We start from the raw sequence: 23,381 nt of genomic DNA on the forward strand, positions 1-23,381 counted from the left end.
ATCGTGCCGCAAATTGTACCTCCAACAGCGGACCGGCAGATCGATGAGCCTGCGTACCCGGTTACTGATCCTCGTCATCGCGGCCATGCTGGTGCCGGCGAGCCTCGTCGGCTTGCGCTTCGTGCAGAACCGGACCAGCGAGATCAACGCTGCGCTGGCCAATCTCGTCGCTTCAGCCGACGACATTGCCAGCGATCTCGACGAGAAGATCCAAGGCACTGCCCAGCTTGACTATGGCCTTGCCCGCGCCCGCGATCTCGACACAAGCGACAAGGCGGCGTGCTCTGCGTTTCTGTCCGATGTGCGCGAGGAGTATCCGCAGTTCACGGGAATCTTGACGATTAATCCGGACGGCAGCCTGTTCTGCGACTCGCTCCGCAGCAACCGCACGCTCGATCTGAATGATCGTGCCTATTTCAGGCAGGCCAAGGTCTCGCAAGGTACCGTCGCGCTGGAGCCGGTGTTCGGCCGCCTGACCGGACTGTCGGTCCTCCAGATTGCCTATCCGGCGCGCTCTGACGCCGGCGCGCTGAAATTCGTCCTGCTCGCCTCGTTCAACCTGAACAAGTTCGCGGAGTTTCACGACAGGCGGTTGCTCGCCGAGAAGGAGATCCTGTTCGTCGACAGCAAGGGTACGGTGCTGGTCGCCCCCAAGGGCGGCGGCTGGAGCGATCCGGTCGGCGCGTCGATCGCCGGCTCCGATCTGTTTCGCTTTGCGTCGTCGCCCGATGGTGCGGCATCTCGCGAGGTCACCGATCGCACGGGCCACACGCAGGTCTGGGCTGTCGCCCGCTCGCCGTCGATCCGCAAGGCCGGCCTTTATATTATCGTTGGACGCTCCAAGGACGGACTGGTCGCGGCGGCGAACCGCCGGCTCTACGAGGATCTGGCGATCCTCGCAGTGGCCTCGCTGCTGCTGCTCGCCGGCGTCTGGATCCTCGCAACCGTCAGCGTCGGACGCCAGGTCGGCCGGCTCGCCACGATGGCGAAGCGGCTGGGGCTCGGCGATCTCAGCGCACGCATTCCGCCGCCGCATCCGCGCGGGGAGCTCGGCGGATTGATGATGCTGCTCAACGACACCGCGGAGTCGCTCGAGCAGCAGCGCGCCGCCATCGCCGACCTCAGCCACAAGCTCAGCCAGTCCCAGAAGATGGAGGCCATGGGCCAGCTCACCGGCGGTGTGGCGCATGACTTCAACAATCTCTTGACCGTCATCCTCGGCAACTCCGAGCATCTCGCCGACAGGCTGGCGGACAACAAGGAACTGCACCGGATCGCGAGCGATATCGCGACGGCGGCCGAACGCGGCTCCGACCTGACGCGAAGCCTGCTCGCCTTCGCGCGCAAGCAGCCCTTAAGACCGCGCGAGATCGACATCGCCGAGAAGGTCGTCGGCATGGAGCAGTTGCTGCGCCGGTCGCTCGGCGAGCACATCGAATGCAGCTTCGCCTTCGGCGCCGATCTGTGGCCGGCCAGCGTCGATCCAGGCCAGCTCGCAACCGCCTTGCTCAACCTCGTGCTCAACGCGCGCGATGCCATGCCTGACGGCGGCAGACTGACGGTCGAGGTGCGCAATATTTCGCTCGGTCCGTCCGAACTCGACGTCGACGGCGAGCCGCGGCCCGGCGATTACGTCATGGTGGCCGTAACCGACACCGGCTGCGGCATGGCAGCTGATGTCGCGAACCGCGCGTTCGAGCCGTTCTTCACCACCAAGGAGGTCGGCAAGGGCACAGGCCTCGGCCTGAGCATGGTCTACGGGTTTGCGCAACAGTCCGGCGGACTCGTGCAGCTCCAGTCCGAGCCCAGGGAAGGCAGCGTCGTCAGGCTGTTCTTCCCACGTATCGCTTCGGCGCCGAACGAGGAGCCGGCTCCCGCGGAACCGATCCTCCCACCCGAGGCAAGCGGGACCATTCTCGTGGTCGAAGACGACGATATGGTGCGCGCCTATGTCGAGAGCGAGCTGCGGACGCTCGGCTACCGTGTCATCGCGACGTCGAACGGGCCCACGGCGCTGGATGTCCTGCGCGAGCCCGGCGACATCCATCTGCTGTTCACGGATGTCGTGATGCCCGGCGGCATGTTCGGACCGGAACTGGCGCGGCAAGCTACAGCGCTGCGGCCTGACCTCAAAGTGCTGTTCACCTCCGGCTACAGCCAGACTCCGGTCAAGACTCCCGACGGGATCGACGCCCGCATTCTGACAAAACCGTTCAAGCGGCAGGACCTCGCCGCGATGCTGCGGTCCGCGTTGTCGGCGCCATCGCGCTAACGAGATATGAGCAGCAGCGCGACGCCGAGATTGGCCGCAAACAGCGTTGCGTCGATGACGAAGATCCTGAGCATCGGGCCTTTCAGCACCGGCCAGTAAGCCACCCCGACGCGTCCGCCGCGCATCAGCACGGGAAGATTATAGGCGAATTGGCTGAAATGGCAGGCGGCGAAGAACAGAAACAGCGCAAGCTGCGCTTCGACCGGCTGGAAGAACGACGGACGCGCCGCCAGCAAATAGAACGAGAGTAGACCGATCGGCAGATTCATCCCGCCGAGGAAAGCTACGCTGGCCGCCAGCGTCGGCGCGATCGGATTGCTGCGCTCTTCCCGCGGCAGCAGGATCTTCAACGTGTTCGTTTGCGCGATACTGAACTGGATGAAAGCGCCACCGAACCACAGCGTGTTGAGCAGCAGGACGAAATCCGAAAGGTGCATGATCATTTTCCAACACAAGCCTCTTCCGGCTCATGAGGAAATTGGCAAAGCTTACCTTTCATGTCAACACTATTGACTTGAAAGCCGATCAGTTATTGTCGGCGATCGTCTTCATGACGGCCATCCAGGCCGCCGCGCCGCGGGCGCCGACGCGATCAAATGCCTTGCGCATGACCTCGCGCTCATGCCCCGAGGCCGTTTGCTCGATGCGCTGCCCCGCAGCCGTCAGACGCAACAGTTTCGAGCGATGCTGCTCGGGCGACCGCTGCGACGTCAGCAGCTTGCGTTCCAGCAACAGAGTGAGCGGCCGGTTCAGCGCCTGCTTGGAAATGCCGAGGACCTCGATCAGCGACCCGATGGCGATATCCGGCCGGCGCGCCACCACGTAGAGAATGCGATGGTGCGAGCGCGACAGGCCCTGCTTTGCCAGATAGTCGTCGGCCTCCAGCGTCATCCCGCGCCAGCCATAATACATGAGCTCCAGCGCCGCATCGAGATCATCGAGCTTCGCAAGTGAGGCGCGGTGCAGCCCCGCGGCGTGAGACGTCTTCGGCATTGTCGGAAGCTAACCTCTTGCCCGCAGTTCGCGCCGCAGCACCTTTCCCGTCGCCGTCATTGGCAGGGTCTCCGCGAATTCCACGTAACGCGGATATTCGTGGGCCGCGAGCTGCACCTTGACGAACTCCTGGATCTCGCGCGCGAGCGCATCATCAGCCGCAAAGCCCGGGCGCAGCACGATCCAGGCCTTGATCGATTCGGTGCGGATCGGATCGGGAATGCCGACCACCGCAGCCATCGCCACCGAAGGATGCTTCATCAACGTATGCTCGATCTCGGACGGGCCGACGCGATAGCCGGCCGTGGTGATGACGTCGTCCTCGCGGCTGACATACCAGAAATAGCCGTCGTCATCCTGCACGCCGAGATCGCCGGTCAGCAGGAATTCCCCGGCGTACTTCTTCGCCGTCGCCTCCGGGTTACGCCAGTATTCGAGCATGGTCACGGGGCATGGCTGGCGAACGCCGATAATGCCGCGCTGGCCGCGCGGCTGCTCCTCGCCCTTGTCGTTGACGATACGGACGTCGAACCCCGGCGTCGCCTTGCCCATCGAACCGGGCCGGATCGGAAACAGATGGGCGTTGCTGCCGATCACGAGATTGCACTCGGTCTGGCCGAACACTTCGTGCGCATCGATGCCAAAGGTGTCCCGCACCCAGCCGAGCAGCTCGCCGCCGAGCGATTCACCGCCGGTGAAAATACTGCGCAGCTTGACGCCGGGATGTTTGACGCCCGCCTGCCGCATCAGCTTCAGCGCGGTCGGCGGCAGGAAGACGTTGCGGACGCCGAGATCGGCCATCATCTGCATCGCCGCCTGCGGCTCGAATTTGCGCGCGCGATGTCCGACCAGCGGAATGCCGTGATACCAGAAGGCGAACAGGCCGTTGATGAGGCCGCCGATCCAGGCCCAGTCTGCCGGCGTCCACATCAGGTCGCCGGGACGCGGCAGGAAGTTGTGACACATCTCGACGTTCGGCAGATGGCCGAGCACGACGCGATGCGCATGCAGCGCGCCCTTCGGATTGCCCGTGGTACCCGAGGTGTAGATGATCAGCGCGGGATCGTCGGCGGAGGTGTCGACATTGGCAAAATCCTCGGACGCGGTTTCGATTGCCGACCAGAACGGTTTCGCGCCGGCGTGCACGGCGCCGCTCGTGACGTAGATGTCCTGCAGATAAGGCAGCCGTTCGCGGATCTTTGTGAGCTTCTCCCAGCCTGCCTCGTCCGTGATGATCGCCTTCGCTTGCGAATTCGACAGTCGGAATTCCAGCGCATCCTCGCCGAACAGCGTGAACAGCGGGATCGAGATCAGCCCGGAGCGGAACGCCGCCAAATGCGCGATCGGCAGCTCCAGCGACTGCGACAGGAACACCGCGACGCGATCGCCACGCGAAAGCCCGTCCGCCTTCAGCACATTGGCGAAGCGGCGCGACATCTCCGCGACCTCGTCGAAAGAGGTGCGCGTGGTGGCACCAACCTCGTCGACATAAACGAGCGCCAGCCGGCCGGTGCCGTCGGCATGGCGATCGCAGCACGCCTCCGCGATGTTGAAGCGCGCCGGGATGTTCCAGCGGAAGTTACGATAGAGCTCGTCGTAGGTTGCGGCTTCGGTCAGCATGACTCAGCGCACCGTCGCGAAGAATTTTCTGATATCGCGCACGAACAGCTCGGGCTGCTCGAAAGCCGCAAAGTGCCCGCCCTTCTCCATCTCGCTCCAATGCGTGATATCCAGAAAGTTCGGCTCCATCCAGCGTCGCACCGGCGTGATGATCTCCTTGGGAAACACGGCGACGCCGGTCGGCACGGTCACCTTGGGCGTCGTGCGGCGCTTGCCAAAACTCTCCCAGTAGAGCCGCGCCGACGAGGTCGCCGTCTCCGTCGTCCAGTAGAGCATGACGTTGTCGAGCAGCTCGTCCTTGTCGAAAATGTTCTCGGGGTGGCCGTTGCAATCGGTCCAGGCCCAGAATTTTTCCAGGATCCAGGCGGCCTGCCCGCTCGGCGAATCCGTGAGGCCATAGCCAAGCGTCTGCGGCCGCGTCGATTGCTGTTTTGAATAGCCGGAGTCCAGATCGACGTAATGCTTGAGACCGGCCAGCGCGCGCTTCTCCTCCGGCGTCGGCTCGCCATCGACCTTCGACGCGGCGTTGAAGGCGAGCGTGACGTGGATGCCGGCGCAATGCTCCGCATCCTGCGCGCCGAGCGAGGTCGTCACCGCCGAGCCCCAGTCGCCGCCTTGCGCGCCGTAGCGCGTATAACCCAGCCGATCCATCAGCTTGGCCCAGGTTGCGGCGATGCGGTCGACGCCCCAGCCAGTGGTCTTGGGTTTTGCAGAGAAGCCGAAGCCCGGCAAGGAAGGACAGATCACATGGAAGGCGTCGGCGGGATTGCCGCCATGCGCAGCCGGATCGGTGAGCGGCGCGATCACCTTCTGGAATTCCACGATCGAGCCGGGCCAGCCGTGGGTGATGATCAGCGGCAGCGCGCCCGCTTCCTTCGAACGGACATGCAGGAAGTGGATGTCGAGCCCGTCGATCCCGGTGCTGAACTGGTCGAAGCGGTTGAGCTTTGCCTCACGTGCGCGCCAGTCGTAACCGTTCGCCCAGTAGGCGCATATCTCCTGGATCCATTTCAGCGGCGCGCCCTGGCTCCAGTCATCGACCAGCTCGGCCTCGGGCCAGCGCGTGCGGGCGAGGCGCGATTTGAGATCGGCGAGAATGTCGTCGCTGATGGCGATGCGGAAGGGTTTGATGGCGGTCATCGGTTGGCTCCCGATTTTGTCTATCAGGAGAGAGTAGACCGGATCTCAACCGCGACAAAGGTGCCCATCCTCCCCTCGAGGGGGAGCAGCTAGCCCGACAGCGCGGCCTTCACGAGGCCGCTGGCCTTGCCGAAATCCATCTGTCCTGCGTACTTCGCGCGCAGCACCGCGATCACCTTGCCCATGTCCTTCATGCCGGCCGCGCCGGTCTCAGCGATGGCATCCGAGATCGCCTTCTTGACCTCGTCGTCCGACATCTGCTTCGGCAGATAGGCCGAGATCACCGCGATCTCCTCGCGCTCCTGCGCGGCCAGCTCGGCGCGGCCGCCCTTGTCGTAGAGCTCGACGGCCTCCTGGCGCTGCTTGATCATCTTCTGCAGCACGGCCAGCAGATCGGCGTCGGACAGCGGCGGCTTGCCCTGGCCGCGGGCATCGATGTCGGCGTTCTTGATGGTCGAGTTGACCATGCGCAGCGTGGAGAGCTTGCGCTCCTCCTTGGCCTTCATGGCCTCCTTGACCGCATTGTTGATGTCGTCGCGCAGCATGATCGTCGTCCTCTCAATCTTCGGCCCTGATCTAAGCCGTTCGCGGGAAAGAGGCCATAGCGGACCTGTCACGGGGGGTTCATTGTTTCCCGCCTGATGGCCAAAACGGCGCAAAATTTCAGGACTCACCCTAAGTCCCTGAAGAGACCTGTCAAATATGCAAAAACGCATGTGAATCCGGCGTTTCCCGCTTTGACGGGCGCGAGTTGGGGGCTTATGAAGCGGGCTCATGACACAACATGACAACGATCCCGCTTGGCCGGACCATAAACCGACCGCGCTCCTCGTGCTCGCCGATGGCACGGTGCTCGAAGGCTTTGGTCTCGGCGCCGAAGGCCACGCCGTCGGTGAAGTCTGCTTCAACACCGCGATGACCGGCTATGAGGAAATCCTCACCGATCCCTCCTATGCCGGCCAGCTCATCACCTTCACTTTCCCGCATATCGGCAATGTCGGTACCAACGAGGAAGACATCGAGACGGTGAACATGGCCGCGACGCCAGGCGCGCGCGGCGTGATCCTGCGCACCGCGATCACCGCCCCCTCGAACTACCGCGCCACCAAGCATCTCGACGCCTGGCTGAAGGCACGCGGCATCATCGGCCTTTCCGGCATCGACACGCGGGCGCTGACCGCGCTGATCCGCAGCAAGGGCATGCCCAATGCCGTGATCGCGCACGCCAAGAACGGCGAGTTCGATCTGCACGGCCTGAAGGAAGAAGCGCGCGAATGGCCCGGCCTCGAGGGCATGGACCTCGTGCCGATGGTCACCTCCGCCCAGCGCTTCACCTGGGACGAAACGCCCTGGCTCTGGGACAAGGGTTTTGGCCGTCAGGACAAGGCCGAGTTCAACGTCGTCGCGATCGATTACGGCATCAAGCGCAACATTCTGCGCCTGCTCGCCGGCGTCGGCTGCAAGGTGACGGTGGTGCCGGCGACGACGTCATCTGAAGACATTCTGGCGATGAAGCCGGACGGCGTGTTCCTGTCCAACGGTCCGGGCGATCCGGCCGCCACCGGCAAATACGCGGTGCCTGTGATCCGGGACGTCATCAAGTCGGGCACGCCGACCTTCGGCATTTGCCTGGGTCACCAGATGCTCGGCCTCGCCGTCGGCGCCAAGACGAAGAAGATGCATCAGGGCCATCACGGCGCCAATCATCCCGTCAAGGACGAGACCACCGGCAAGGTCGAGATCACCTCGATGAACCACGGCTTTGCCGTGGACGAGACGACGTTGCCAAAGGGCGCGACCCAGACCCACATCTCGCTGTTCGATGGATCCAATTGCGGCATCCAGCTCGACGGCAAGCCGGTGTTCTCGGTGCAGTATCACCCGGAGGCCTCACCGGGCCCGCGCGACTCGCACTATCTGTTCCAGCGCTTTGCCGATCTGATGCGGCAGAAGAAGAGCGCGTAAAGACCCAAGGACGCCGGCGGACGAAACCGCCGGCTATGGCGCCGTCACGGACGCATGAACATGAAGTCCGTGTCAGGATCGCAATTCTCGGCGATGAAGCGCAGCTCGGCCTTGATATCGGTGACGGACCTCGTCTCCAGATATTTCGAGATCACGAGATTGAGCAAGGCGCGACAGACGGCTTCGTGACCGAGACCTGAGGTCTCGGCCTCATCGAGGGCCGCCGAAAAATGACGCTGCGCAACGTCGGATGCGTACATGGCGTTCCATCCCATTTCTCCCGGAATTGCGTGCCTTCGAACGGCGACTGGCGCCTTGATCTCCGTCAAGCCAGCGTATGGACTGACGACAGGAACAAAGGGCGCTCGCGCTGTCTTGACTCCTCGTCCAATGCTCCCGGGAGCCCATCCATGTCGGTCGTCCGCGACTATGCCGAGCCGCTCGCCATCGTCTTCGAGGACGACGGGCTCGTGCCGAACAACATTCTTCCCTTCCTCATCTACCAGGGCGCGGTGACGCTCGATCCAAAGCAGCCTGAACAGGCCATCGAAAACCTGTTCGAGACGAACAATTGGGGCGGCACATGGCGCAACGGCGTCTACGATTATCTGCATTACCACGCGACGGTGCATGAGGTGCTCGGCGTCGCGCGCGGCCGTGCCCGCGTTCGATTCGGTGGGGACTATGGCCAGGAGCTGGAGATCAAAGCGGGCGACATCGCGATCCTGCCGGCCGGCACAGGGCATCAGTGCATCACAGCGAGCGATGATTTCTGCGTGATCGGCGCCTATCCGCCGGGATCGAAGATGGAGATCACGCGGGCAACGCCCGAGAACCATGCCAAGGCGCTGAAGACGATTCCAAACGTTGCGCGGCCGCCGGCCGATCCGGTGACGGGAAGGCACGGCGCCTTGATGCGGTTGTGGCGGTAGCGGCAACGAAGGTACGCAGGGTGGATTAGCGAAGCGTAATCCACCTCTTCCTTTCCCGTTGAAACAGACGTGGTGGATTACGCCTTCGGCTAATCCACCCTACGGCACTTGTGCCCTTACGCCTCGTTGCCGCCCTCCTGCCGCGTGGCTTCGAACAAGAACCACGTCCGCCGCTCGGTCTCGTCGATGAAGACTTCGAGGATGCTGGCGCTGGCGACATCACCGGCGTCGTCGCAGACCTCATGCGCCTTGCGCATGCTAGCGGCGACGTGCTTGTTGTCCTGCATCAGCTCGCGCAGCATCTCGCGCGGCGGGACATAGTCCTCGTTATTGTCCTTGATGGTCTGGAGCTTTGCGACCTGGCCGATCGACTTCAGCGTGGTGCCGCCGATCTTGCGGACGCGCTCGGCGAGCTGGTCGGTGGTGGCGAAGATCTGGTCGGACTGCTCGTCCAGCAAGAGATGATAGTCCCGGAAATGCCGGCCGCTGATGTGCCAGTGGAAATTCTTGGTCTTGAGGTACAGCGCGAACGCATCGGCCAGAAGCACGTTGAGCGCCTCGGAAACCTTGTTGACCGCCTGGGGCTGCAGATCAGTGGGGGTGTCGAGATCGGGCGAGACCTTGTTGGGGGCTTTGCTCACGGGAAACCTTCCTGTTAGGACGCGGACATTGACGGCGCGCCGTCGCACCCCTAACGCAAGGCAGGCAGCGCGGTTCCCGGACAGGAACCCCCGGGCGGGATATCATGGACGATTGGATCGATTATTACGACTCGACGCACACGATCTATGTCAGCAAGTTGCATCGCGATTTGCACTTCCAGATCATCGCGCGGGACATCATCGGCTACATCACCTCGCCCGATGCGACGGTGCTCGACTATGCCTGCGGCGAGGCGCTCTCGGCCAGCCAGGTGGCGTCAGCCTGTGGCCAGCTGATTCTGGCCGAGCCCGCGCCGGGTGTGCGCGGCCGGCTGATCGCACGGTTTGCGCCCGACACCAGGATCCGCGTCCGCTCGCTCGACGACGTCAGCAAGATGCAGGACCAGTCAATCGACCTCGTCGTGATGAACTCGGTCGCGCAATACATGACATCCGAGGAGCTCGATGCCGCGCTCCGCAATGTGAGGCGGATCCTGAAGCCATCAGGCAAGCTGGTGCTCGGCGATATTCTCCAGCCGCACGTCGGCATGTTCAGGGACGTGGCGGCACTGCTGTCGTTCGGACTTCGTCACGGCTTCCTGAAGGATGCGCTGATCGGGCTCGTCAGCACCGCGCTGTCGGATTACCGTCATTTGCGGTCGCGCATCGGATTGCAGCGCTACAGTGAGGACGAGATCACGGCCAAGCTGAAGTCGGCCGGACTCGCCGGCCAGCGCGCCGCCACCAATATCGGCCACAATCGCTGGCGCATGACCTTCATCGCGCGGCCGCCGCTGGTGCGTTAAGCATAACCGCCACCTGAGGTGGCTTGTCGCACCTCGATCGGCAATGATCGCCGCGGCCCGGTGGCGGAAGCGTCTACGCGAGAGCGGTGCATTGCTCTTCATCCTGGTTCAAATCCAGGCCGGGTCTCCAGCCTTCGCGGCTGACGCCGCTTCGGCTCGGCAAGCCCATCGTAGCGAAGGCTGCCGCGGCGAAGCCCGAAGGGCGAAGCCGGGCGTGGCGCAGACAGATTAGTCCGCCTCAACCACATCACACTCCGCAACAAGCTGAAGCCGGTCCGCATCCTTCGCCGCTGACTTGAGCACGGCATCGAGCAGGCCCGGAAAGCGCGCATCGAGATCCTCGCGACGCAGCCGCATGAAGCGGTTCGTGCCTGCGACGCGCGTCTGCATCAGCCCGCAATCGCGCAGCTTCGCAAAGTGATAGGTGAGGTTCGACTTGCCGGCGAGGCCGTTGAAGTCGCCGCAGCAGAGCTCGCTGCTGACACGTTCCTGCTGGGCGAGCTGATAAACGATGGCGAGCCGGATCGGATCGCTCAGGCAATCCAGAACCAGCGGCAGCTCGATCTGCTCTCGCGTGGGATGGGGCGGCGTGCGGCTCATGATGCGGGGAATCATAGCGATGCTGGCCCAATGTTCAATAGTTCTTGAACCAATTGACTCTCAAATCAGCTTATTCGATAGTTCAATAAACATTGAACATAGGGAATTCGAACCATGAGCGTGTTCTGGCTGGCCTTGGGGGCCTTTGCGATCGGTACAGAAGGTTTTGTAATTGCTGGACTTTTGCCCGTGATTGCCAACGACCTCTCGATTTCGGTCTCGGCTGCCGGCCAATTGGTCACCGCGTACGCTCTCACCTACGCCGTGGGTTCGCCGATCCTCGCGGTGACCCTGAACAACGTTGACCGCCGCACAGTGCTGGCACTCGCGCTGACGACCTTCATCGCCGGAAACCTCGCGGCGATGGTGGCCTCCAACTACGCCCTGCTGCTCGCCTCGCGCATGCTGATGGCCCTGGGCTCCGGGCTGTGCATGCCGACAGCGCTGGCTGTGTCCGTGGCGGTCGCCTCGCCGGAACGGCGCGGCCGCGCGGTCGCCTTGGTCACCTCGGGCCTCACGGTCGCGACCGTCATCGGCGTTCCCCTGGGCAACCTCGTCGGCAGCCTGCTCGGCTGGCGCGCAACTTTTGCCATGGTCGCCGTCATCAGCGCGGTCGCGCTTGCCGGCCTGTTGCTCGGCCTGCCCCGCGGCCTGCCGCGGAACACGGCTTCGCTCAGCGAACGGCTGGCGGTGGCGCGTCACAGCAATGTCGTGATTGCGCTCGCCATCACGATTCTATGGGCGCTCGGCGGCTTCACAGTGTTCACCTATTTCGCGGTCCCGCTGCGCGGCCTCGGCTTCGATGCCTCGCAAATCAGCCTTGCCCTGCTGGTGTTTGGCGGCGCTGCCGCAATCGGGAACATGCTCGGCGGCGTCCTGGCCGACCGGCTTGGAACGATGACCACCGCCGCGCTCGGGCTCGCCAGCATGGCGAGCGCGCTGATCCTGCATTCGCTGGTCCTGAAGCTCTTGCCCGAACAGGCACATTACGCGGTGCTGGGCGCGATCTTTCTCTGGGGCCTGTCCGGCTGGGCGTTCTATCCGGCCCAGATCGCCAGCATCATCCGAATTGAACCCCAGGCCTCGATGATCGCGCTCTCGCTGAACGCATCGGCGATGTATCTCGGCTTTGCCATCGGCGGGGCGCTGGGTGGCGCGGTGCTGGCCACCCTCTCGCCTGATGACCTCGGCTGGATCGGCGGATCGAGCGTCGCGGCCTCGCTTCTGGTGCATATCGCCCGTGGCTGGCAGGCGCGGCCAAAACCGGTCAAAATTGCCGGTTGATGGGCGTTTTTCGGGGTTTCGCCGCCCCGAAAACTGGTCTAAGACCCACCCGCGCGCGAGGGAAGACCCCGCGCTCTCGCACAAGGGGACGCGCGGCAAGCGCGCCCTTTTTTTGTGCCCAGTTTCCAGCCCGCGAGCGGTGATGCCTAAACGAACCGACATCTCGACCATCCTGATCATCGGCGCCGGTCCCATCGTGATCGGCCAGGCCTGCGAGTTCGACTATTCGGGCACGCAAGCGGTGAAGACGCTGAAGGAAGAGGGCTACCGTATCGTCCTCGTCAATTCCAATCCGGCCACGATCATGACCGACCCGGAATTGGCCGATGCGACCTATATCGAGCCGATCACGCCCGAGATCGTCGCCAAGATCATCGAGAAGGAACGTCACGCTATTCCCGGCGGCTTCGCGCTGCTGCCGACCATGGGCGGCCAGACCGCGCTGAACTGCGCGCTGTCGCTGCGCCGGCAGGGCACGCTGGAGAAGTTCGACGTCGAGATGATCGGCGCCACCGCCGACGCCATCGACAAGGCCGAGGATCGCCAGCTGTTCCGCGAGGCCATGACCAAGATCGGGCTCGAGACGCCGAAGTCGCGTCTCGCCAACGCCTCCGAGTTGAAGAAGTCGTTCCGCGACAAGTACCACGCTGAACGCGAGAAGCTGTCCGGCGCTGCGCTCGAGGAGCTCGATCGGCAATGGACGCTCGGCGAGAGCGATCGCCGCAAGCGCTACCAGGAATACGCTTTCGGCCAGGCCATGATGGCGCTGTCCGAGATCGGCCTGCCCGCGATCATCCGGCCCTCCTTCACCATGGGCGGCACCGGCGGCGGCATCGCCTACAACAAGGAAGAGTTCCTCGACATCATCGAGCGCGGTCTTGATGCGTCCCCCACCAACGAAGTCCTGATCGAGGAATCCGTCCTCGGCTGGAAAGAATTCGAGATGGAGGTGGTGCGCGACAAAAAGGACAATTGCATCATCGTCTGCTCGATCGAGAATTTCGATCCGATGGGCGTGCACACCGGCGACTCCATCACGGTGGCGCCGGCGCTGACGCTGACGGACAAGGAATACCAGATCATGCGCGACGCCTCGCTGGCGGTGCTGCGCGAGATCGGCGTCGAGACTGGCGGCTCCAACGTGCAGTTCGGCGTCAATCCCGAAGACGGCCGCATGGTCGTGATCGAGATGAATCCGCGCGTGTCGCGCTCGTCGGCGCTGGCCTCGAAGGCCACCGGCTTCCCGATCGCCAAGGTCGCAGCCAAGCTCGCCGTCGGCTACACGCTCGATGAGATCGCCAACGACATCACCGGCGGTGCGACGCCGGCCTCGTTCGAGCCGACGATTGACTACGTGGTGACCAAGATCCCGCGTTTCGCCTTCGAGAAATTCCCCGGCGCCTCCTCCACGCTGACGACCTCAATGAAGTCGGTCGGCGAAGTCATGGCGATCGGCCGCACCTTCCAGGAGAGCCTGCAGAAGGCGCTGCGCGGGCTCGAGACCGGACTCACCGGGCTCGACGAGATCGAGATCGAAGGCCTCGGCCAGGACGACGACAAGAACGCGATCCGCGCAGCCCTCGGCACGCCGACGCCGAACCGCCTGCTGCAGGTCGCGCAGGCCATGCGGCTCGGCTGGTCGAACGAGGATATCTTCAACTCCTGCAAGATCGATCCGTGGTTCCTCGGCGAGATGCGCGGCATCGTCGACATGGAAGAGAAGGTCAGGAAGCACGGCCTGCCCGGCAATGCCTTCGGCATGCGCACCCTCAAGGCCCTGGGCTTCTCGGACGCGCGCCTCGCGGTGCTCGCCCAAATGACCGAGGCCGAAGTCACCGCCAAGCGCCAGGCGCTCGGCGTCCGTCCGGTCTACAAGCGTATCGACACCTGCGCCGCCGAATTCGCGTCCCCCACGGCCTACATGTACTCGACCTACGAGTCGCCGTTCGCGGGCAGTGCCGCCGACGAAAGCACGCCCTCGGACAAAAAGAAGGTCATCATCCTCGGCGGCGGCCCGAACCGTATCGGCCAGGGCATCGAGTTCGATTATTGCTGCTGTCACGCCTGCTTCGCGCTGCATGACGCCGGCTACGAATCCATCATGGTCAACTGCAATCCGGAAACGGTGTCGACCGACTACGACACCGCCGACCGGCTCTATTTCGAACCGCTCACCGCCGAGGATGTGCTCGAGATCATCGCCAAGGAGCGCAGCAACGGCACGCTGCATGGCGTGATCGTGCAGTTCGGCGGCCAGACCCCGCTGAAGCTTGCTCGTGCGCTGGAAGCAGCCGAAGTACCGATCCTCGGCACCTCGCCCGACGCCATCGACCTCGCCGAGGACCGCGACCGTTTCAAGCGCGTGCTCGACAAGCTCCGCCTGAAGCAGCCGAAGAACGGCATCGCTTATTCGGTCGAGCAGGCTCGCCTCGTCTCCGCCGATCTCGGTCTGCCGCTGGTGGTGCGCCCGTCCTACGTGCTCGGCGGCCGCGCGATGCAGATCATCCGCGAGGAGAACCAGCTCAACGACTATCTGCTCGGCACGCTGCCGGAGCTGGTGCCTGCTGACGTCAAGGCGCGCTACCCGAACGACAAGACCGGACAGATCAACACCGTGCTCGGCAAGAACCCGCTGCTGTTCGATCGCTATCTGTCCGATGCCACCGAGATCGACGTCGACTGCCTCTGCGACGGCAAGGACACCTTCATCGTCGGTATCATGGAGCACATCGAGGAAGCCGGCATTCACTCCGGCGATAGCGCCTGCTCGCTGCCGCCGCACTCGCTCGACAGCAAGATGATCGCGGAGCTGGAGCGGCAGACCCGCGAGCTCGCGCTCGGCCTCGACGTCGTCGGCCTGATGAACGTGCAATACGCCATCAAGGACGGCGATATCTACGTGCTCGAGGTCAATCCGCGCGCCTCGCGCACGGTGCCGTTCGTGGCCAAGGTGGTCGGCACGCCGGTCGCCAAGATCGCCGCGCGCATCATGGCCGGCGAGAAGCTTGCCGACTTCAAGCTGAAGAAGGCGGACTTCAAGCATGTCGGCGTGAAGGAATCGGTCTTCCCATTCGCCCGCTTCCCCGGCGTCGACACGGTGCTGGGTCCGGAGATGCGCTCGACCGGCGAGGTCATGGGCATCGACCGCTCCTTCGCGGTGGCATTCGCGAAGAGCCAGCTTGGCGGCGGCACGCGGGTGCCGCGCAAGGGCACGGTGTTCGTCTCGGTACGCGAGAGCGACAAGGTTCGTATCGCCGAGGCCGTGCGCCAGCTGCATTCGCTTGGCTTCAAGGTGCTGGCGACCTCAGGGACGGCGCGCTTCCTGACCGATCAGGGCATCCCGGCGGAGAAGGTGAACAAGGTGCTGGAGGGGCGGCCACACATCGTCGATGCCATCACCAATGGCGACGTCCAGCTCGTCCTCAACACCACCGAAGGCCCGCAGGCGCTCGCCGACAGCCGTTCGCTGCGGCGCGCGGCCCTCTTGCATAAAGTGCCGTATTACACCACTCTTTCCGGGGCCGTGGCGGCCGCGCAGGGCATCCGCGCCTATCTGGGCGGGGACCTTGAGGTTCGGACCCTGCAGAGCTACTTTTCGGAAACCTGATCGCGCGCGGAAGGCACGGCCCTGAGGGGTAAGCCTTGGGCTAAGTGATTGGCCATCAAGCCACAATGGCCGGAGGAACTGTCCGGCCATGTGGTTGTTTTGTTCCGGCGCCAGCCCACTTAACGTTCCGGTGGCGGTGTGTTCAGGTCCGGAAAGCACTGACGAATCAGGGTTGCAGCGCCCTCCGTTTTTGGCGGGCGCGCGACTGGAAGACGAGAGAAGAGATGGAAAAGGTTCCGATGACTGCGAGCGGCTTTGCCGCGCTCGGGGAAGAATTGAAGAAGCGCCAGTCCGAGGACCGTCCGCGCATCATCGAGCATATTGCGGAAGCGCGCTCCCACGGCGACCTCTCCGAAAATGCGGAATACCATGCCGCGAAGGAAGAGCAGTCCCATAATGAAGGCCGCATCGCCGAGCTCGAGGACAAGCTTGCGCGGGCCGACATCATCGACATTTCCAAGCTCTCCGGCGACACCATCAAGTTCGGCGCCACCGTGACGCTGGTCGACGAGGACACCGAGAAGAAGACGGTGTGGCAGATCGTCGGCGAGGTCGAGGCCGACGCCAAGAAGGGCCGCATCTCCATCACCTCGCCGCTGGCACGCGCGCTGATCGGCAAGAAGAAGGGCTCGACCGTCGAGGTCAACGCCCCCGGAGGCGCCAAGGCCTACGAGATCACCAAGGTGGAGTGGCGGTAATCCACTTCGCAAAGACTGCCTGAAAAGCCGCGCGAATTGCGCGGCTTTTCTGTTTCGCAACGTGTCCAGGGCGCGATTGTGAACTGCACCGTCCTCCGTCATGCTCGGCGCTGCCGTTCGAGCACGGGAGGACATGATGGACATCGATCGCATCGCTGCGCGAAGCCAGCCTTATCTGCTTAGCCTCTTCCGCTTCGTCGCTGGGCTAATGTTCTTTCACTATGGCGTCGCCAAGCTGTTCAAGTTTCCGCCGGTGGAGATGTTTGCCGACGTCACGCCGTTGTCGCTCTGGGGTATTGCCGGCATGTTCGAATTCGTAGCTGGCGGCCTCTTGATGATCGGCCTCTTCACGCGACCGGCGGCCTTCATCCTGTCCGGTGAGATGGCTTTCGCCTATTTCATCGAGCACATGCCGCACAGCTTCTTTCCCGTCGTCAACGACGGCGCGCTGGCGATCGTGCTGTGCTTCGCGTGCCTCTTCCTCGCGGCCGCCGGAAGCGGTCCGATCAGCGTGGATGCGCTGCGGCGGTAACTTTTCGTTTTTACCGCCGCCCCTTCACGTCGAGTGGCACCGCCGCCTCGTATTTCGAATTATGCAGCACCAATGACGTGCGCACGTTGCGAACGTGCGGCGCCGCGGTCAGGTGCGTCACAAAGTCCTGGAAGGTCGCCATATCGGGGGCGACGCATTTCAGGATGAAATCGACCTCTCCGGACAGCATCCAGCATTCCCGCACCAGCGGCTCGGCGCGGACGAACTCCTCGAAGGCGCGCAAATCCGCTTCCGCCTGGCTGGAGAGGTGCACGGCGGCGAACACGGTGACGTCGAAACCGAGCTTTCGCGCATCCAGCAGCCCGCGGTAGCCGTGGATGTAACCCTCCTCCTCCAGCGCCCGGACCCGGCGCAGACAGGGCGGGGGCGAAATACCGACCCGTTTGGCGAGCTCGACATTGGTGATTCGACCGTCGGCCTGGATTTCGGACAGAATCTTGAGGTCGATCTCGTCTAGGTTCCGCGACACGTGATTGGAACTCCTGGCTTTATCGGCGGTATTGGGTGGGTCTGTCGCAATCCTCATAGCCCAGTCTGTGCCAAATGAGCAATTTTATTGCGCGTGCAGCGCAATCGACTTTTGTTCCTTGTTGGAAAAATCCGCCGACAGGGAATGCAATTCTTGCATAGCTCACCAGAACGCTTAGATTAGCTCTGATATTTCAGCGCCTCCGCGAGGCCTCCCGGCACGTTCCGCGCCCGCGCTGCAAATCCCCCGTGAAAGGCGTCCGCAAATATGTCCGCTCCTGTTCATGCAAAGGTCGTCATCATTGGCTCCGGCCCCGCCGGCTACACCGCCGCGATCTACGCCGCGCGCGCGATGCTCGAGCCGATCCTGATCCAGGGCATGCAGGCCGGCGGCCAGCTCACCATCACCACCGACGTCGAGAACTATCCGGGCTTCGCCGACGTGATCCAGGGTCCCTGGCTGATGGAACAGATGGAAAAGCAGGCAGTGCATGTCGGCACCAGGATTGTCACCGATTTGGTGATCAAGCTCGACACCTCGCAGCGACCGTTCCGCCTCACCTGCGACTCCGGCGATGTCTATCTCGCCGACACCGTGATCCTCGCCACCGGTGCCCAGGCGCGCTGGCTCGGGCTGCCCTCGGAACAAAAATTCCAGGGCGGCGGCGTTTCGGCTTGCGCCACCTGCGACGGCTTCTTCTACCGCAACAAGGAGGTTGTGGTGGTCGGCGGCGGCAATACCGCGGTCGAGGAAGCGCTGTACCTGACCAACCATGCCTCACAGGTCACCATCGTGCATCGCCGCGACCACTTCCGCGCCGAGCGCATCCTGCAGGAGCGCCTGTTCAAGCATCCGAAGATCAGGGTGATCTGGGACTCCGCCGTCGACGAGATCTGCGGCACCGAGAACCCCAACAAGGTCACCCATATCAGGCTCAAGAACGTCAAGACCGGCGCGCTGACGGATGTGAAGACCGACGGCGTGTTCGTGGCCATCGGCCACGCGCCGGCAACGGAGCTGGTGAAAGACGCGGTCAAGCTGAAACCGTCGGGCTATGTCGAGGTCGCCCCGAACTCGACAGCGACCTCCGTGCCCGGCCTGTTCGCGGCCGGCGACGTCGCCGACGAAACCTATCGCCAGGCCGTGACGGCCGCAGGCCTCGGCTGCATGGCAGCGCTCGAGGCCGAACGTTTCTTGGCCCTGCGCGCCAGCGAGCGCGCGGCAGCGGAATAACGATCATGCCCCGAACACGCGACGGATTTACGGATATGGACTGGGACAAGCTGAAGGTGTTTCACGCGGCGGCGGAAGCGGGCAGCTTCACGCATGCGGGAGAACAGCTCGGCCTGTCGCAATCGGCGGTGTCACGCCAGGTCTCGGCGCTGGAACAGGAGCTCTCGGTCTCGCTGTTTCACCGTCATGCGCGCGGCCTGATCCTCACCGAGCAGGGCGACCTGTTGTTCCGCACCGCGCATGACGTGTTCATGCAGCTGCAGGCGGCGCGCGCGAAACTGACCGACAGCCGTGAGCGGCCGAGCGGCGATCTCAAGATCACCACCACGCCCGGCGTCGGCATCAACTGGCTGATCCCGCGGCTCGGCGAGTTCACCGCACTCTACCCGGAGATCCGGATCTCGCTGATCGTCACCGACGAGGAACTGGATCTGTCGATGCGCGAGGCGGACGTTGCGATCCGCACCCGCAAGCCGACACAGCCGGATCTCATCCAGCGCAAGCTTTTCGCGATGGGCTTCCACGCCTATTGCTCGCCCGACTACATCAAGCGCTTCGGCACGCCGCGCACCCTGGAGGAGCTCGACTCCCACCGCATCATCACGCTGGCCGACGGCAACTTCGCGCCGCATCTGCAGAACCGCAACTGGCTGGTCGAAGCCGGCCGCAATGGCTCGGGTCCGCGCGAAGCCTATTTCAGGGTCAACAACATCCTCGGCCTGGTGCGCGCCTGTCAGCAGGGTCTCGGTATCGCCGCGCTGCCGGATTATCTGATCGAAGAACAGAGCCGCCTCGTACAACTGTTTGGCGAATCGGATTCGATCCAGCTCGACACTTATTTTGTCTATCCGGAAGAGCTGAAGACGGTCGCCCGCGTGCAGGTGTTCCGCGACTTCGTGGTGAGCAAGGCGCAGCGCTGGCCGTCCTGATTTCCGCATGTCTGACATGCGACCTCGACGGTTGCTGCATGGCGCGGGTCAAGCCCATAATGTTTTTACGCTGAGCCTTCGCGTTGCGCATTTGTCCCCCTCCTCCAGTGGCGCGGGAGTTCAGTAATCCCTCTTGGAAGGTGATTGTGTCGGCCTCACGTGGCCAATACCTAAGCCGGGCCTTCGGGTCCGGCTTTTTTTCTGCCCAATCAGACCTTCGCCCTCCGCGTGTATTGACAGTTTTGGGCGTTCCCCGCATCATTTCCAAATGATCACGAAGTCGTGCGCAATCGTCTCGAAAAAAGGCCCCCATCCGGGGACCTCGGATTTTTGCGCGCGCTAGCTGACTTCGTCATCGCGAGCCAATCCCGAAAACCCCGCCACCTGGACGGGGTTTTTTCATGTGCCCTCCGTCTCAGGCTCATCCTCGAGAAGGAGATAAGAACATGACTGATTTGCGAACCCATATGCATGGGCTGTGGCTGCCGCTGGTGACGCCGTTTCGGAGCGGTCGTCTCGACGAGATCTCGCTGCGGCGGCTGACGCGACACTACGCCGCGCAAAGCATCGACGGCTTCATCCTGGGGGCGACCTCAGGCGAAGGCATGACGCTGCGCGAGGCCGAGCTCGAACACCTCGTTGCCATCGTCCGCGACGAGATGGCGACCGGCCGCCGCAACGTTCCGATCGGCCTCGGGCTCTCAGGCGTGGACACCTCGCGGATGAAGGAGCGGCTGGACGAGACCGCGGACTGGCCGATCGACTTCTATCTGATCGCGAGCCCCTATTACGTGCGGCCGTCACAGCGCGGGATCGTTGCGCATTTCGAGGCGCTGGCCGATCACGCCGCCTGGCCGCTTGCGCTCTACAACATTCCCTATCGCTGCGCCGTCGGCATCACCAACCAGACCATGCTGCGGCTCGCCGAGCATCCCAACATCGTGGGCTTGAAGGATTGTGGCGCGAGCCGCGAGCAGTCGATCGCGCTGCTGCGCGACCGGCCGAAGAGCTTTCGCGTGCTGACCGGCGAGGACGCGAATTACTTCGAGGCGCTCGGCGACGGCGCCGACGGCGGCATCCTGCTGTCTGCCCATATCGAGACCGCGACCTTCGCTGCCGTTTACAGCGAGCTGAAGCAAGGCAACCAAGGTGCGGCAGAGGCGCACTGGCAGGAGGTCGCGGAGCTGACGCGGCTGTTGTTCACCGAACCGAGCCCGGCGCCGGCGAAGTACTGGCTGTGGCGGACGGGCCTGATCGACAGCCCCGAGGTGCGCCTGCCGATGGTAGAAGTCAGCAGCGAGCTCGCCGCCGCGCTCGATCGCGAGATCGAGCGGCGGGTCAAGGTCGCAGCGTAGCTCCTCGTTCGCCTCTCCCCGCGCGTGGGGAGAGGCGCCCGTGGTTAACCGCACACCAACGCTCTTCGCAGCTGCCGCATGGCGCATCCACGTCTCGTTTACGCAATGGCGCCTATCGTTCCCCCATCGACGTCTTTCACAAGGGGGAATGACCATGGGCCAACGCGTTCGCCCGACCGCGGCGGAAATGTTCGCGCCTGCCGATCTCTTGCAGGGAATCCTGGTGGTATCGTCGTTCGGCTTCTGGGCGGTGATGCTCGGCCTGATGCCGGTGCTGCTGTTCCGGGTCTGGCTCGCCTGACGAGCCAAGACCGCGGCGATGGTTAATGCGTGGTGGCAAATGCGCTCAAAATGCGAGCGTGGCGCTGAGCCGGAATTTTAAAACATCCCGCGTATCGTTGTCCCCATAAGCGAAGAAATCGCGGGGGCGATCTTGAACAATCAGAACGATATGGTGCCGCATTACGGCGCCGCGCAAAGCTTCGACGACTCTGAACAGCAGGGCTTTTCCACCGGAGACATTCTCTGGGCCGTCGGCGTCTGGTCGGTGATCCTGACGCTGTCGCCGGTGATCGTGTTCTACATGCTGATGGTCGCGTAACGTCGTCATCATCACTGAAAACGCAAAACGCGCAGGACCCTGCGCGTTTGTCGTCCGGGGAATGATTGAATGAAATTATGCCGCCTGCTTGTGCATTGCGCCTGACGCCGACGCCGTGCCGCGAATAGCTTTCACTGAACGCTCGATCGCCGCCCACAGTCTTGCAATTTCCTGGGCCGCACGGCTCTCGGCCTGATACTCACGCGCGCCTTCGCCGTGGCTGAGTGCCATCAACAAATCCGAACGATTGGTGATCTGACCGCCCCATACCGGAGCGCGGAACTTGGCCAGCGCCTCGCGGGCGATGGTGACGATCGGGCTTTCGGATTCGTCGCGACGTGCCGGAGCGCCGTTGAGCACGACCGCGTAGGGCTTGCGCGCCGCGCGGCACATCTGGATGGTTTCCTGCACCGCGTTGACGTCGAAGACGCCGGGGCGTGCCGGGATGACCACCATCGTCGCGTTCTTGATGGCGTCGTCGACCACGGCCGAGAGATTCGGCGGCGTGTCGATCAGCACCCACTCGTAACCGTCACGCTTGGCCGCGGAGACGATGCCGCTGACCGAGTTCACGGCCGCCTTGATCGGCGGCTCGTTGGTGCCCCGCAGCTTGTGCCACAGCGTCAGCGAACCTTGCGGATCCGCATCCACCAGCATCACCTGCTTGCTCTGCTTGATCTGCGCAGCGAGATGTGCAGCCAGGGTACTCTTGCCCGAGCCGCCTTTACGCGATGCAAAAACAATAACGTTCATACCTCTGGCCTCCCAGATTGACCCCAGGTCGCGAAAATGAATCACCGCGCTGATTCGTGAAAGAAAAATTTATCGGCAGTCGACGAGACGCAACGGAATAACAAGACGTGTTGGCTTTTGAGTCACACTGCCTTGCGCGACTGATGACATGAACAGACATGATCAGCTGACCACGCCGGCAATCCCGAGGCTTTTCAAGCACTCCCGCGGGAAAAACAGCGCCACAACCTCGCCGCGCAAAGCATTGCGGCGCTTTTTTCAGCAGAGGCGATGGGAATTGCTGCAAGCCGGCGCGCCGGCTTTGCGCGAACAAAACGAGTCCGGTGGCTGTCGCGTGGCTGGTGTCGCCCTCGCGTCACTATGACGCGCGGGGCATGACGGGGTTTCGCGGAGGGAAGGCGCCTAGCCGTCGTCGGTCTTTTTCTTCTTCGCCTTCGGCTTGGCCTTCTTGGCGGCGACCGGCTTGATGTTGACGGGCGCGCCGGCGCGGACCTCGCCCGGCTCCGGTCCGCGGCGGAAGAACACCGCGCATTGCGGCGACAGCTGCGCCTTCTTCTGGACCATGCAGGCGGTGATGGCGTCGACGTTCGGCACGAACTCGCCGCACAGCCGCATCGCGTCCGGCGAGCAGGCCTGCTGCTGCTCGGGCGTGTAGGCAAGGCCAATGCCCGGCTGGACCAGAACGGCGAGAGCCAGCGAGAGGCTCGCAGCAGCCATCGACTTGGTAGCCTTGGACGTCGTGACGCGAGATACCGGCATCGGTCCCCCCAAAATGTCGAACAGGCCGGGAGTGTGGGTGAACGGGCGTTGGTTGGCAACGAGGGCCGAGGCGAAAGCTCGGACCTGTGCGGTCTCGGCAACAGGGGCGAGGGCTTGCTGGCTTCTCCGCTGTCATCGCCCGGCCTTGTGCGCAATTGCGCACTGGACCGG

Annotated in this window: 24 protein-coding genes and 1 tRNA gene; 14 read left to right on the forward strand and 11 right to left on the reverse strand. The window is 63.5% G+C overall.

Annotated features, from left to right (window positions below):
* Nucleotides 1-43: 43 nt before the first annotated feature.
* The gene (locus XI06_RS35335; protein ID WP_271607407.1) at nt 44-2,272 is read left to right on the forward strand and encodes an ATP-binding protein; all 2,229 of its coding nucleotides are present in this window, start codon (nt 44-46) and stop codon (nt 2,270-2,272) included.
* On the opposite strand, the gene XI06_RS35340 is transcribed toward XI06_RS35335, so the two are convergent.
* From XI06_RS35340 to XI06_RS35360, 5 genes are all read right to left on the reverse strand, one after another.
* Complete coding sequence (locus tag XI06_RS35340; RefSeq protein ID WP_237864386.1) at nt 2,269-2,709, reverse strand: hypothetical protein; 441 nt, start codon at nt 2,707-2,709, stop codon at nt 2,269-2,271. The two genes, XI06_RS35335 and XI06_RS35340, sit on opposite strands and share 4 nt — an antisense overlap.
* A gap of 88 nt (nt 2,710-2,797) precedes the next feature.
* Nucleotides 2,798-3,265 carry a MarR family winged helix-turn-helix transcriptional regulator gene (locus tag XI06_RS35345; protein WP_271607408.1) on the reverse strand — a complete coding sequence of 156 codons (468 nt, stop codon included), beginning with the start codon at nt 3,263-3,265 and terminating at the stop codon, nt 2,798-2,800.
* Between the two features lie 9 nt (nt 3,266-3,274).
* Nucleotides 3,275-4,885 carry an acyl-CoA synthetase gene (locus XI06_RS35350; protein ID WP_271607409.1) on the reverse strand — a complete coding sequence of 537 codons (1,611 nt, stop codon included), beginning with the start codon at nt 4,883-4,885 and terminating at the stop codon, nt 3,275-3,277.
* 3 nt (nt 4,886-4,888) lie between these two features.
* The gene (locus tag XI06_RS35355) at nt 4,889-6,025 is read right to left on the reverse strand and encodes an epoxide hydrolase family protein (RefSeq protein WP_271607410.1); all 1,137 of its coding nucleotides are present in this window, start codon (nt 6,023-6,025) and stop codon (nt 4,889-4,891) included.
* Nucleotides 6,026-6,114: 89 nt separating this feature from the next.
* Nucleotides 6,115-6,570, reverse strand: a complete 456-nt coding sequence (locus tag XI06_RS35360) for a GatB/YqeY domain-containing protein (RefSeq protein ID WP_271607411.1) — start codon at nt 6,568-6,570, stop codon at nt 6,115-6,117.
* Nucleotides 6,571-6,799: 229 nt separating this feature from the next.
* Between XI06_RS35360 and carA the strand changes: the two genes are divergently transcribed.
* Nucleotides 6,800-7,990 carry a glutamine-hydrolyzing carbamoyl-phosphate synthase small subunit gene (carA, locus tag XI06_RS35365; protein ID WP_237872021.1) on the forward strand — a complete coding sequence of 397 codons (1,191 nt, stop codon included), beginning with the start codon at nt 6,800-6,802 and terminating at the stop codon, nt 7,988-7,990.
* 44 nt (nt 7,991-8,034) lie between these two features.
* Here the strand turns inward: carA and XI06_RS35370 are convergent, their stop codons facing one another.
* Nucleotides 8,035-8,250, reverse strand: coding sequence for a hypothetical protein (locus XI06_RS35370; protein WP_237864392.1), 216 nt, complete (start codon nt 8,248-8,250; stop codon nt 8,035-8,037).
* A 150-nt stretch (nt 8,251-8,400) separates the two neighbouring features.
* On the opposite strand from XI06_RS35370, the gene XI06_RS35375 reads away from it, so the two are divergent.
* The gene (locus XI06_RS35375) at nt 8,401-8,922 is read left to right on the forward strand and encodes a cupin domain-containing protein (RefSeq protein ID WP_237872019.1); all 522 of its coding nucleotides are present in this window, start codon (nt 8,401-8,403) and stop codon (nt 8,920-8,922) included.
* A gap of 116 nt (nt 8,923-9,038) precedes the next feature.
* On the opposite strand, the gene XI06_RS35380 is transcribed toward XI06_RS35375, so the two are convergent.
* Entirely contained in the window at nt 9,039-9,563 is a 525-nt protein-coding gene (locus XI06_RS35380; protein ID WP_237864394.1) for a Dps family protein, read from the reverse strand.
* 104 nt (nt 9,564-9,667) lie between these two features.
* Between XI06_RS35380 and XI06_RS35385 the strand changes: the two genes are divergently transcribed.
* Together XI06_RS35385 and XI06_RS35390 are read left to right on the forward strand one after the other, a co-directional pair.
* Nucleotides 9,668-10,369 (forward strand): class I SAM-dependent methyltransferase, encoded by a 702-nt coding sequence (locus XI06_RS35385; RefSeq protein WP_271607412.1) that lies wholly within the window; start codon nt 9,668-9,670, stop codon nt 10,367-10,369.
* Between the two features lie 54 nt (nt 10,370-10,423).
* Nucleotides 10,424-10,499 (forward strand) — tRNA-His (locus XI06_RS35390).
* 98 nt (nt 10,500-10,597) lie between these two features.
* On the opposite strand, the gene XI06_RS35395 is transcribed toward XI06_RS35390, so the two are convergent.
* Complete coding sequence (locus tag XI06_RS35395; protein WP_237864396.1) at nt 10,598-10,969, reverse strand: ArsR/SmtB family transcription factor; 372 nt, start codon at nt 10,967-10,969, stop codon at nt 10,598-10,600.
* Nucleotides 10,970-11,083: 114 nt separating this feature from the next.
* On the opposite strand from XI06_RS35395, the gene XI06_RS35400 reads away from it, so the two are divergent.
* From XI06_RS35400 to XI06_RS35415, 4 genes are all read left to right on the forward strand, one after another.
* The gene (locus XI06_RS35400) at nt 11,084-12,253 is read left to right on the forward strand and encodes an MFS transporter (protein WP_271607413.1); all 1,170 of its coding nucleotides are present in this window, start codon (nt 11,084-11,086) and stop codon (nt 12,251-12,253) included.
* 142 nt (nt 12,254-12,395) lie between these two features.
* The gene (carB, locus tag XI06_RS35405) at nt 12,396-15,860 is read left to right on the forward strand and encodes a carbamoyl-phosphate synthase large subunit (protein ID WP_271607414.1); all 3,465 of its coding nucleotides are present in this window, start codon (nt 12,396-12,398) and stop codon (nt 15,858-15,860) included.
* Nucleotides 15,861-16,084: 224 nt separating this feature from the next.
* A complete protein-coding gene (greA, locus tag XI06_RS35410; protein ID WP_018318257.1) occupies nt 16,085-16,558 on the forward strand; it encodes a transcription elongation factor GreA in 474 nt (157 codons plus the stop codon).
* Nucleotides 16,559-16,694: 136 nt separating this feature from the next.
* On the forward strand, nt 16,695-17,090 hold the full coding sequence (locus XI06_RS35415) for a DoxX family protein (RefSeq protein ID WP_249798351.1): 396 nt from the start codon (nt 16,695-16,697) through the stop codon (nt 17,088-17,090).
* A gap of 10 nt (nt 17,091-17,100) precedes the next feature.
* Here XI06_RS35415 and XI06_RS35420 read toward each other — a convergent pair whose 3' ends face one another.
* The gene (locus XI06_RS35420) at nt 17,101-17,580 is read right to left on the reverse strand and encodes an Lrp/AsnC family transcriptional regulator (protein WP_057741909.1); all 480 of its coding nucleotides are present in this window, start codon (nt 17,578-17,580) and stop codon (nt 17,101-17,103) included.
* A gap of 267 nt (nt 17,581-17,847) precedes the next feature.
* On the opposite strand from XI06_RS35420, the gene trxB reads away from it, so the two are divergent.
* The 5 genes from trxB (at nt 17,848) to XI06_RS35445 (ending at nt 21,698) form a co-directional block, all read left to right on the forward strand.
* Entirely contained in the window at nt 17,848-18,813 is a 966-nt protein-coding gene (gene trxB / locus XI06_RS35425; protein WP_237864399.1) for a thioredoxin-disulfide reductase, read from the forward strand.
* Between the two features lie 5 nt (nt 18,814-18,818).
* Entirely contained in the window at nt 18,819-19,742 is a 924-nt protein-coding gene (locus XI06_RS35430; RefSeq protein ID WP_177234815.1) for a LysR family transcriptional regulator, read from the forward strand.
* A 446-nt stretch (nt 19,743-20,188) separates the two neighbouring features.
* Entirely contained in the window at nt 20,189-21,097 is a 909-nt protein-coding gene (locus XI06_RS35435; RefSeq protein ID WP_237872015.1) for a 4-hydroxy-tetrahydrodipicolinate synthase family protein, read from the forward strand.
* Between the two features lie 154 nt (nt 21,098-21,251).
* A complete protein-coding gene (locus tag XI06_RS35440) occupies nt 21,252-21,398 on the forward strand; it encodes a hypothetical protein (RefSeq protein ID WP_237864401.1) in 147 nt (48 codons plus the stop codon).
* A gap of 132 nt (nt 21,399-21,530) precedes the next feature.
* Nucleotides 21,531-21,698 (forward strand): hypothetical protein, encoded by a 168-nt coding sequence (locus XI06_RS35445; protein WP_237864402.1) that lies wholly within the window; start codon nt 21,531-21,533, stop codon nt 21,696-21,698.
* A 75-nt stretch (nt 21,699-21,773) separates the two neighbouring features.
* On the opposite strand, the gene XI06_RS35450 is transcribed toward XI06_RS35445, so the two are convergent.
* Entirely contained in the window at nt 21,774-22,451 is a 678-nt protein-coding gene (locus XI06_RS35450) for a ParA family protein (protein ID WP_148751612.1), read from the reverse strand.
* A 402-nt stretch (nt 22,452-22,853) separates the two neighbouring features.
* Entirely contained in the window at nt 22,854-23,210 is a 357-nt protein-coding gene (locus XI06_RS35455) for a hypothetical protein (protein ID WP_271607415.1), read from the reverse strand.
* Between the last annotated feature and the right edge of the window lie 171 nt (nt 23,211-23,381).

This window comes from Bradyrhizobium sp. CCBAU 11434 (genome assembly GCF_028128895.1).
Taxonomy (GTDB): domain Bacteria; phylum Pseudomonadota; class Alphaproteobacteria; order Rhizobiales; family Xanthobacteraceae; genus Bradyrhizobium; species Bradyrhizobium zhengyangense.

Excerpts from the sequence above, each read along its gene's own strand:
- XI06_RS35335 (WP_271607407.1), top strand. The coding sequence starts at position 44 with ATGAGCCTGCGTACCCGGTTACTGATCCTCGTCATCGCGGCCATGCTG.
- XI06_RS35340 (WP_237864386.1), bottom strand. The coding sequence starts at position 2,709 with ATGCACCTTTCGGATTTCGTCCTGCTGCTCAACACGCTGTGGTTCGGT.
- XI06_RS35345 (WP_271607408.1), bottom strand. The coding sequence starts at position 3,265 with ATGCCGAAGACGTCTCACGCCGCGGGGCTGCACCGCGCCTCACTTGCG.
- XI06_RS35350 (WP_271607409.1), bottom strand. The coding sequence starts at position 4,885 with ATGCTGACCGAAGCCGCAACCTACGACGAGCTCTATCGTAACTTCCGC.
- XI06_RS35355 (WP_271607410.1), bottom strand. The coding sequence starts at position 6,025 with ATGACCGCCATCAAACCCTTCCGCATCGCCATCAGCGACGACATTCTC.
- XI06_RS35360 (WP_271607411.1), bottom strand. The coding sequence starts at position 6,570 with ATGCTGCGCGACGACATCAACAATGCGGTCAAGGAGGCCATGAAGGCC.
- carA (WP_237872021.1), top strand. The coding sequence starts at position 6,800 with ATGACACAACATGACAACGATCCCGCTTGGCCGGACCATAAACCGACC.
- XI06_RS35370 (WP_237864392.1), bottom strand. The coding sequence starts at position 8,250 with ATGTACGCATCCGACGTTGCGCAGCGTCATTTTTCGGCGGCCCTCGAT.
- XI06_RS35375 (WP_237872019.1), top strand. The coding sequence starts at position 8,401 with ATGTCGGTCGTCCGCGACTATGCCGAGCCGCTCGCCATCGTCTTCGAG.
- XI06_RS35385 (WP_271607412.1), top strand. The coding sequence starts at position 9,668 with ATGGACGATTGGATCGATTATTACGACTCGACGCACACGATCTATGTC.
- XI06_RS35395 (WP_237864396.1), bottom strand. The coding sequence starts at position 10,969 with ATGAGCCGCACGCCGCCCCATCCCACGCGAGAGCAGATCGAGCTGCCG.
- XI06_RS35400 (WP_271607413.1), top strand. The coding sequence starts at position 11,084 with ATGAGCGTGTTCTGGCTGGCCTTGGGGGCCTTTGCGATCGGTACAGAA.
- carB (WP_271607414.1), top strand. The coding sequence starts at position 12,396 with ATGCCTAAACGAACCGACATCTCGACCATCCTGATCATCGGCGCCGGT.
- greA (WP_018318257.1), top strand. The coding sequence starts at position 16,085 with ATGGAAAAGGTTCCGATGACTGCGAGCGGCTTTGCCGCGCTCGGGGAA.
- XI06_RS35415 (WP_249798351.1), top strand. The coding sequence starts at position 16,695 with ATGGACATCGATCGCATCGCTGCGCGAAGCCAGCCTTATCTGCTTAGC.
- trxB (WP_237864399.1), top strand. The coding sequence starts at position 17,848 with ATGTCCGCTCCTGTTCATGCAAAGGTCGTCATCATTGGCTCCGGCCCC.
- XI06_RS35430 (WP_177234815.1), top strand. The coding sequence starts at position 18,819 with ATGCCCCGAACACGCGACGGATTTACGGATATGGACTGGGACAAGCTG.
- XI06_RS35435 (WP_237872015.1), top strand. The coding sequence starts at position 20,189 with ATGACTGATTTGCGAACCCATATGCATGGGCTGTGGCTGCCGCTGGTG.
- XI06_RS35440 (WP_237864401.1), top strand. The coding sequence starts at position 21,252 with ATGGGCCAACGCGTTCGCCCGACCGCGGCGGAAATGTTCGCGCCTGCC.
- XI06_RS35450 (WP_148751612.1), bottom strand. The coding sequence starts at position 22,451 with ATGAACGTTATTGTTTTTGCATCGCGTAAAGGCGGCTCGGGCAAGAGT.
- XI06_RS35455 (WP_271607415.1), bottom strand. The coding sequence starts at position 23,210 with ATGCCGGTATCTCGCGTCACGACGTCCAAGGCTACCAAGTCGATGGCT.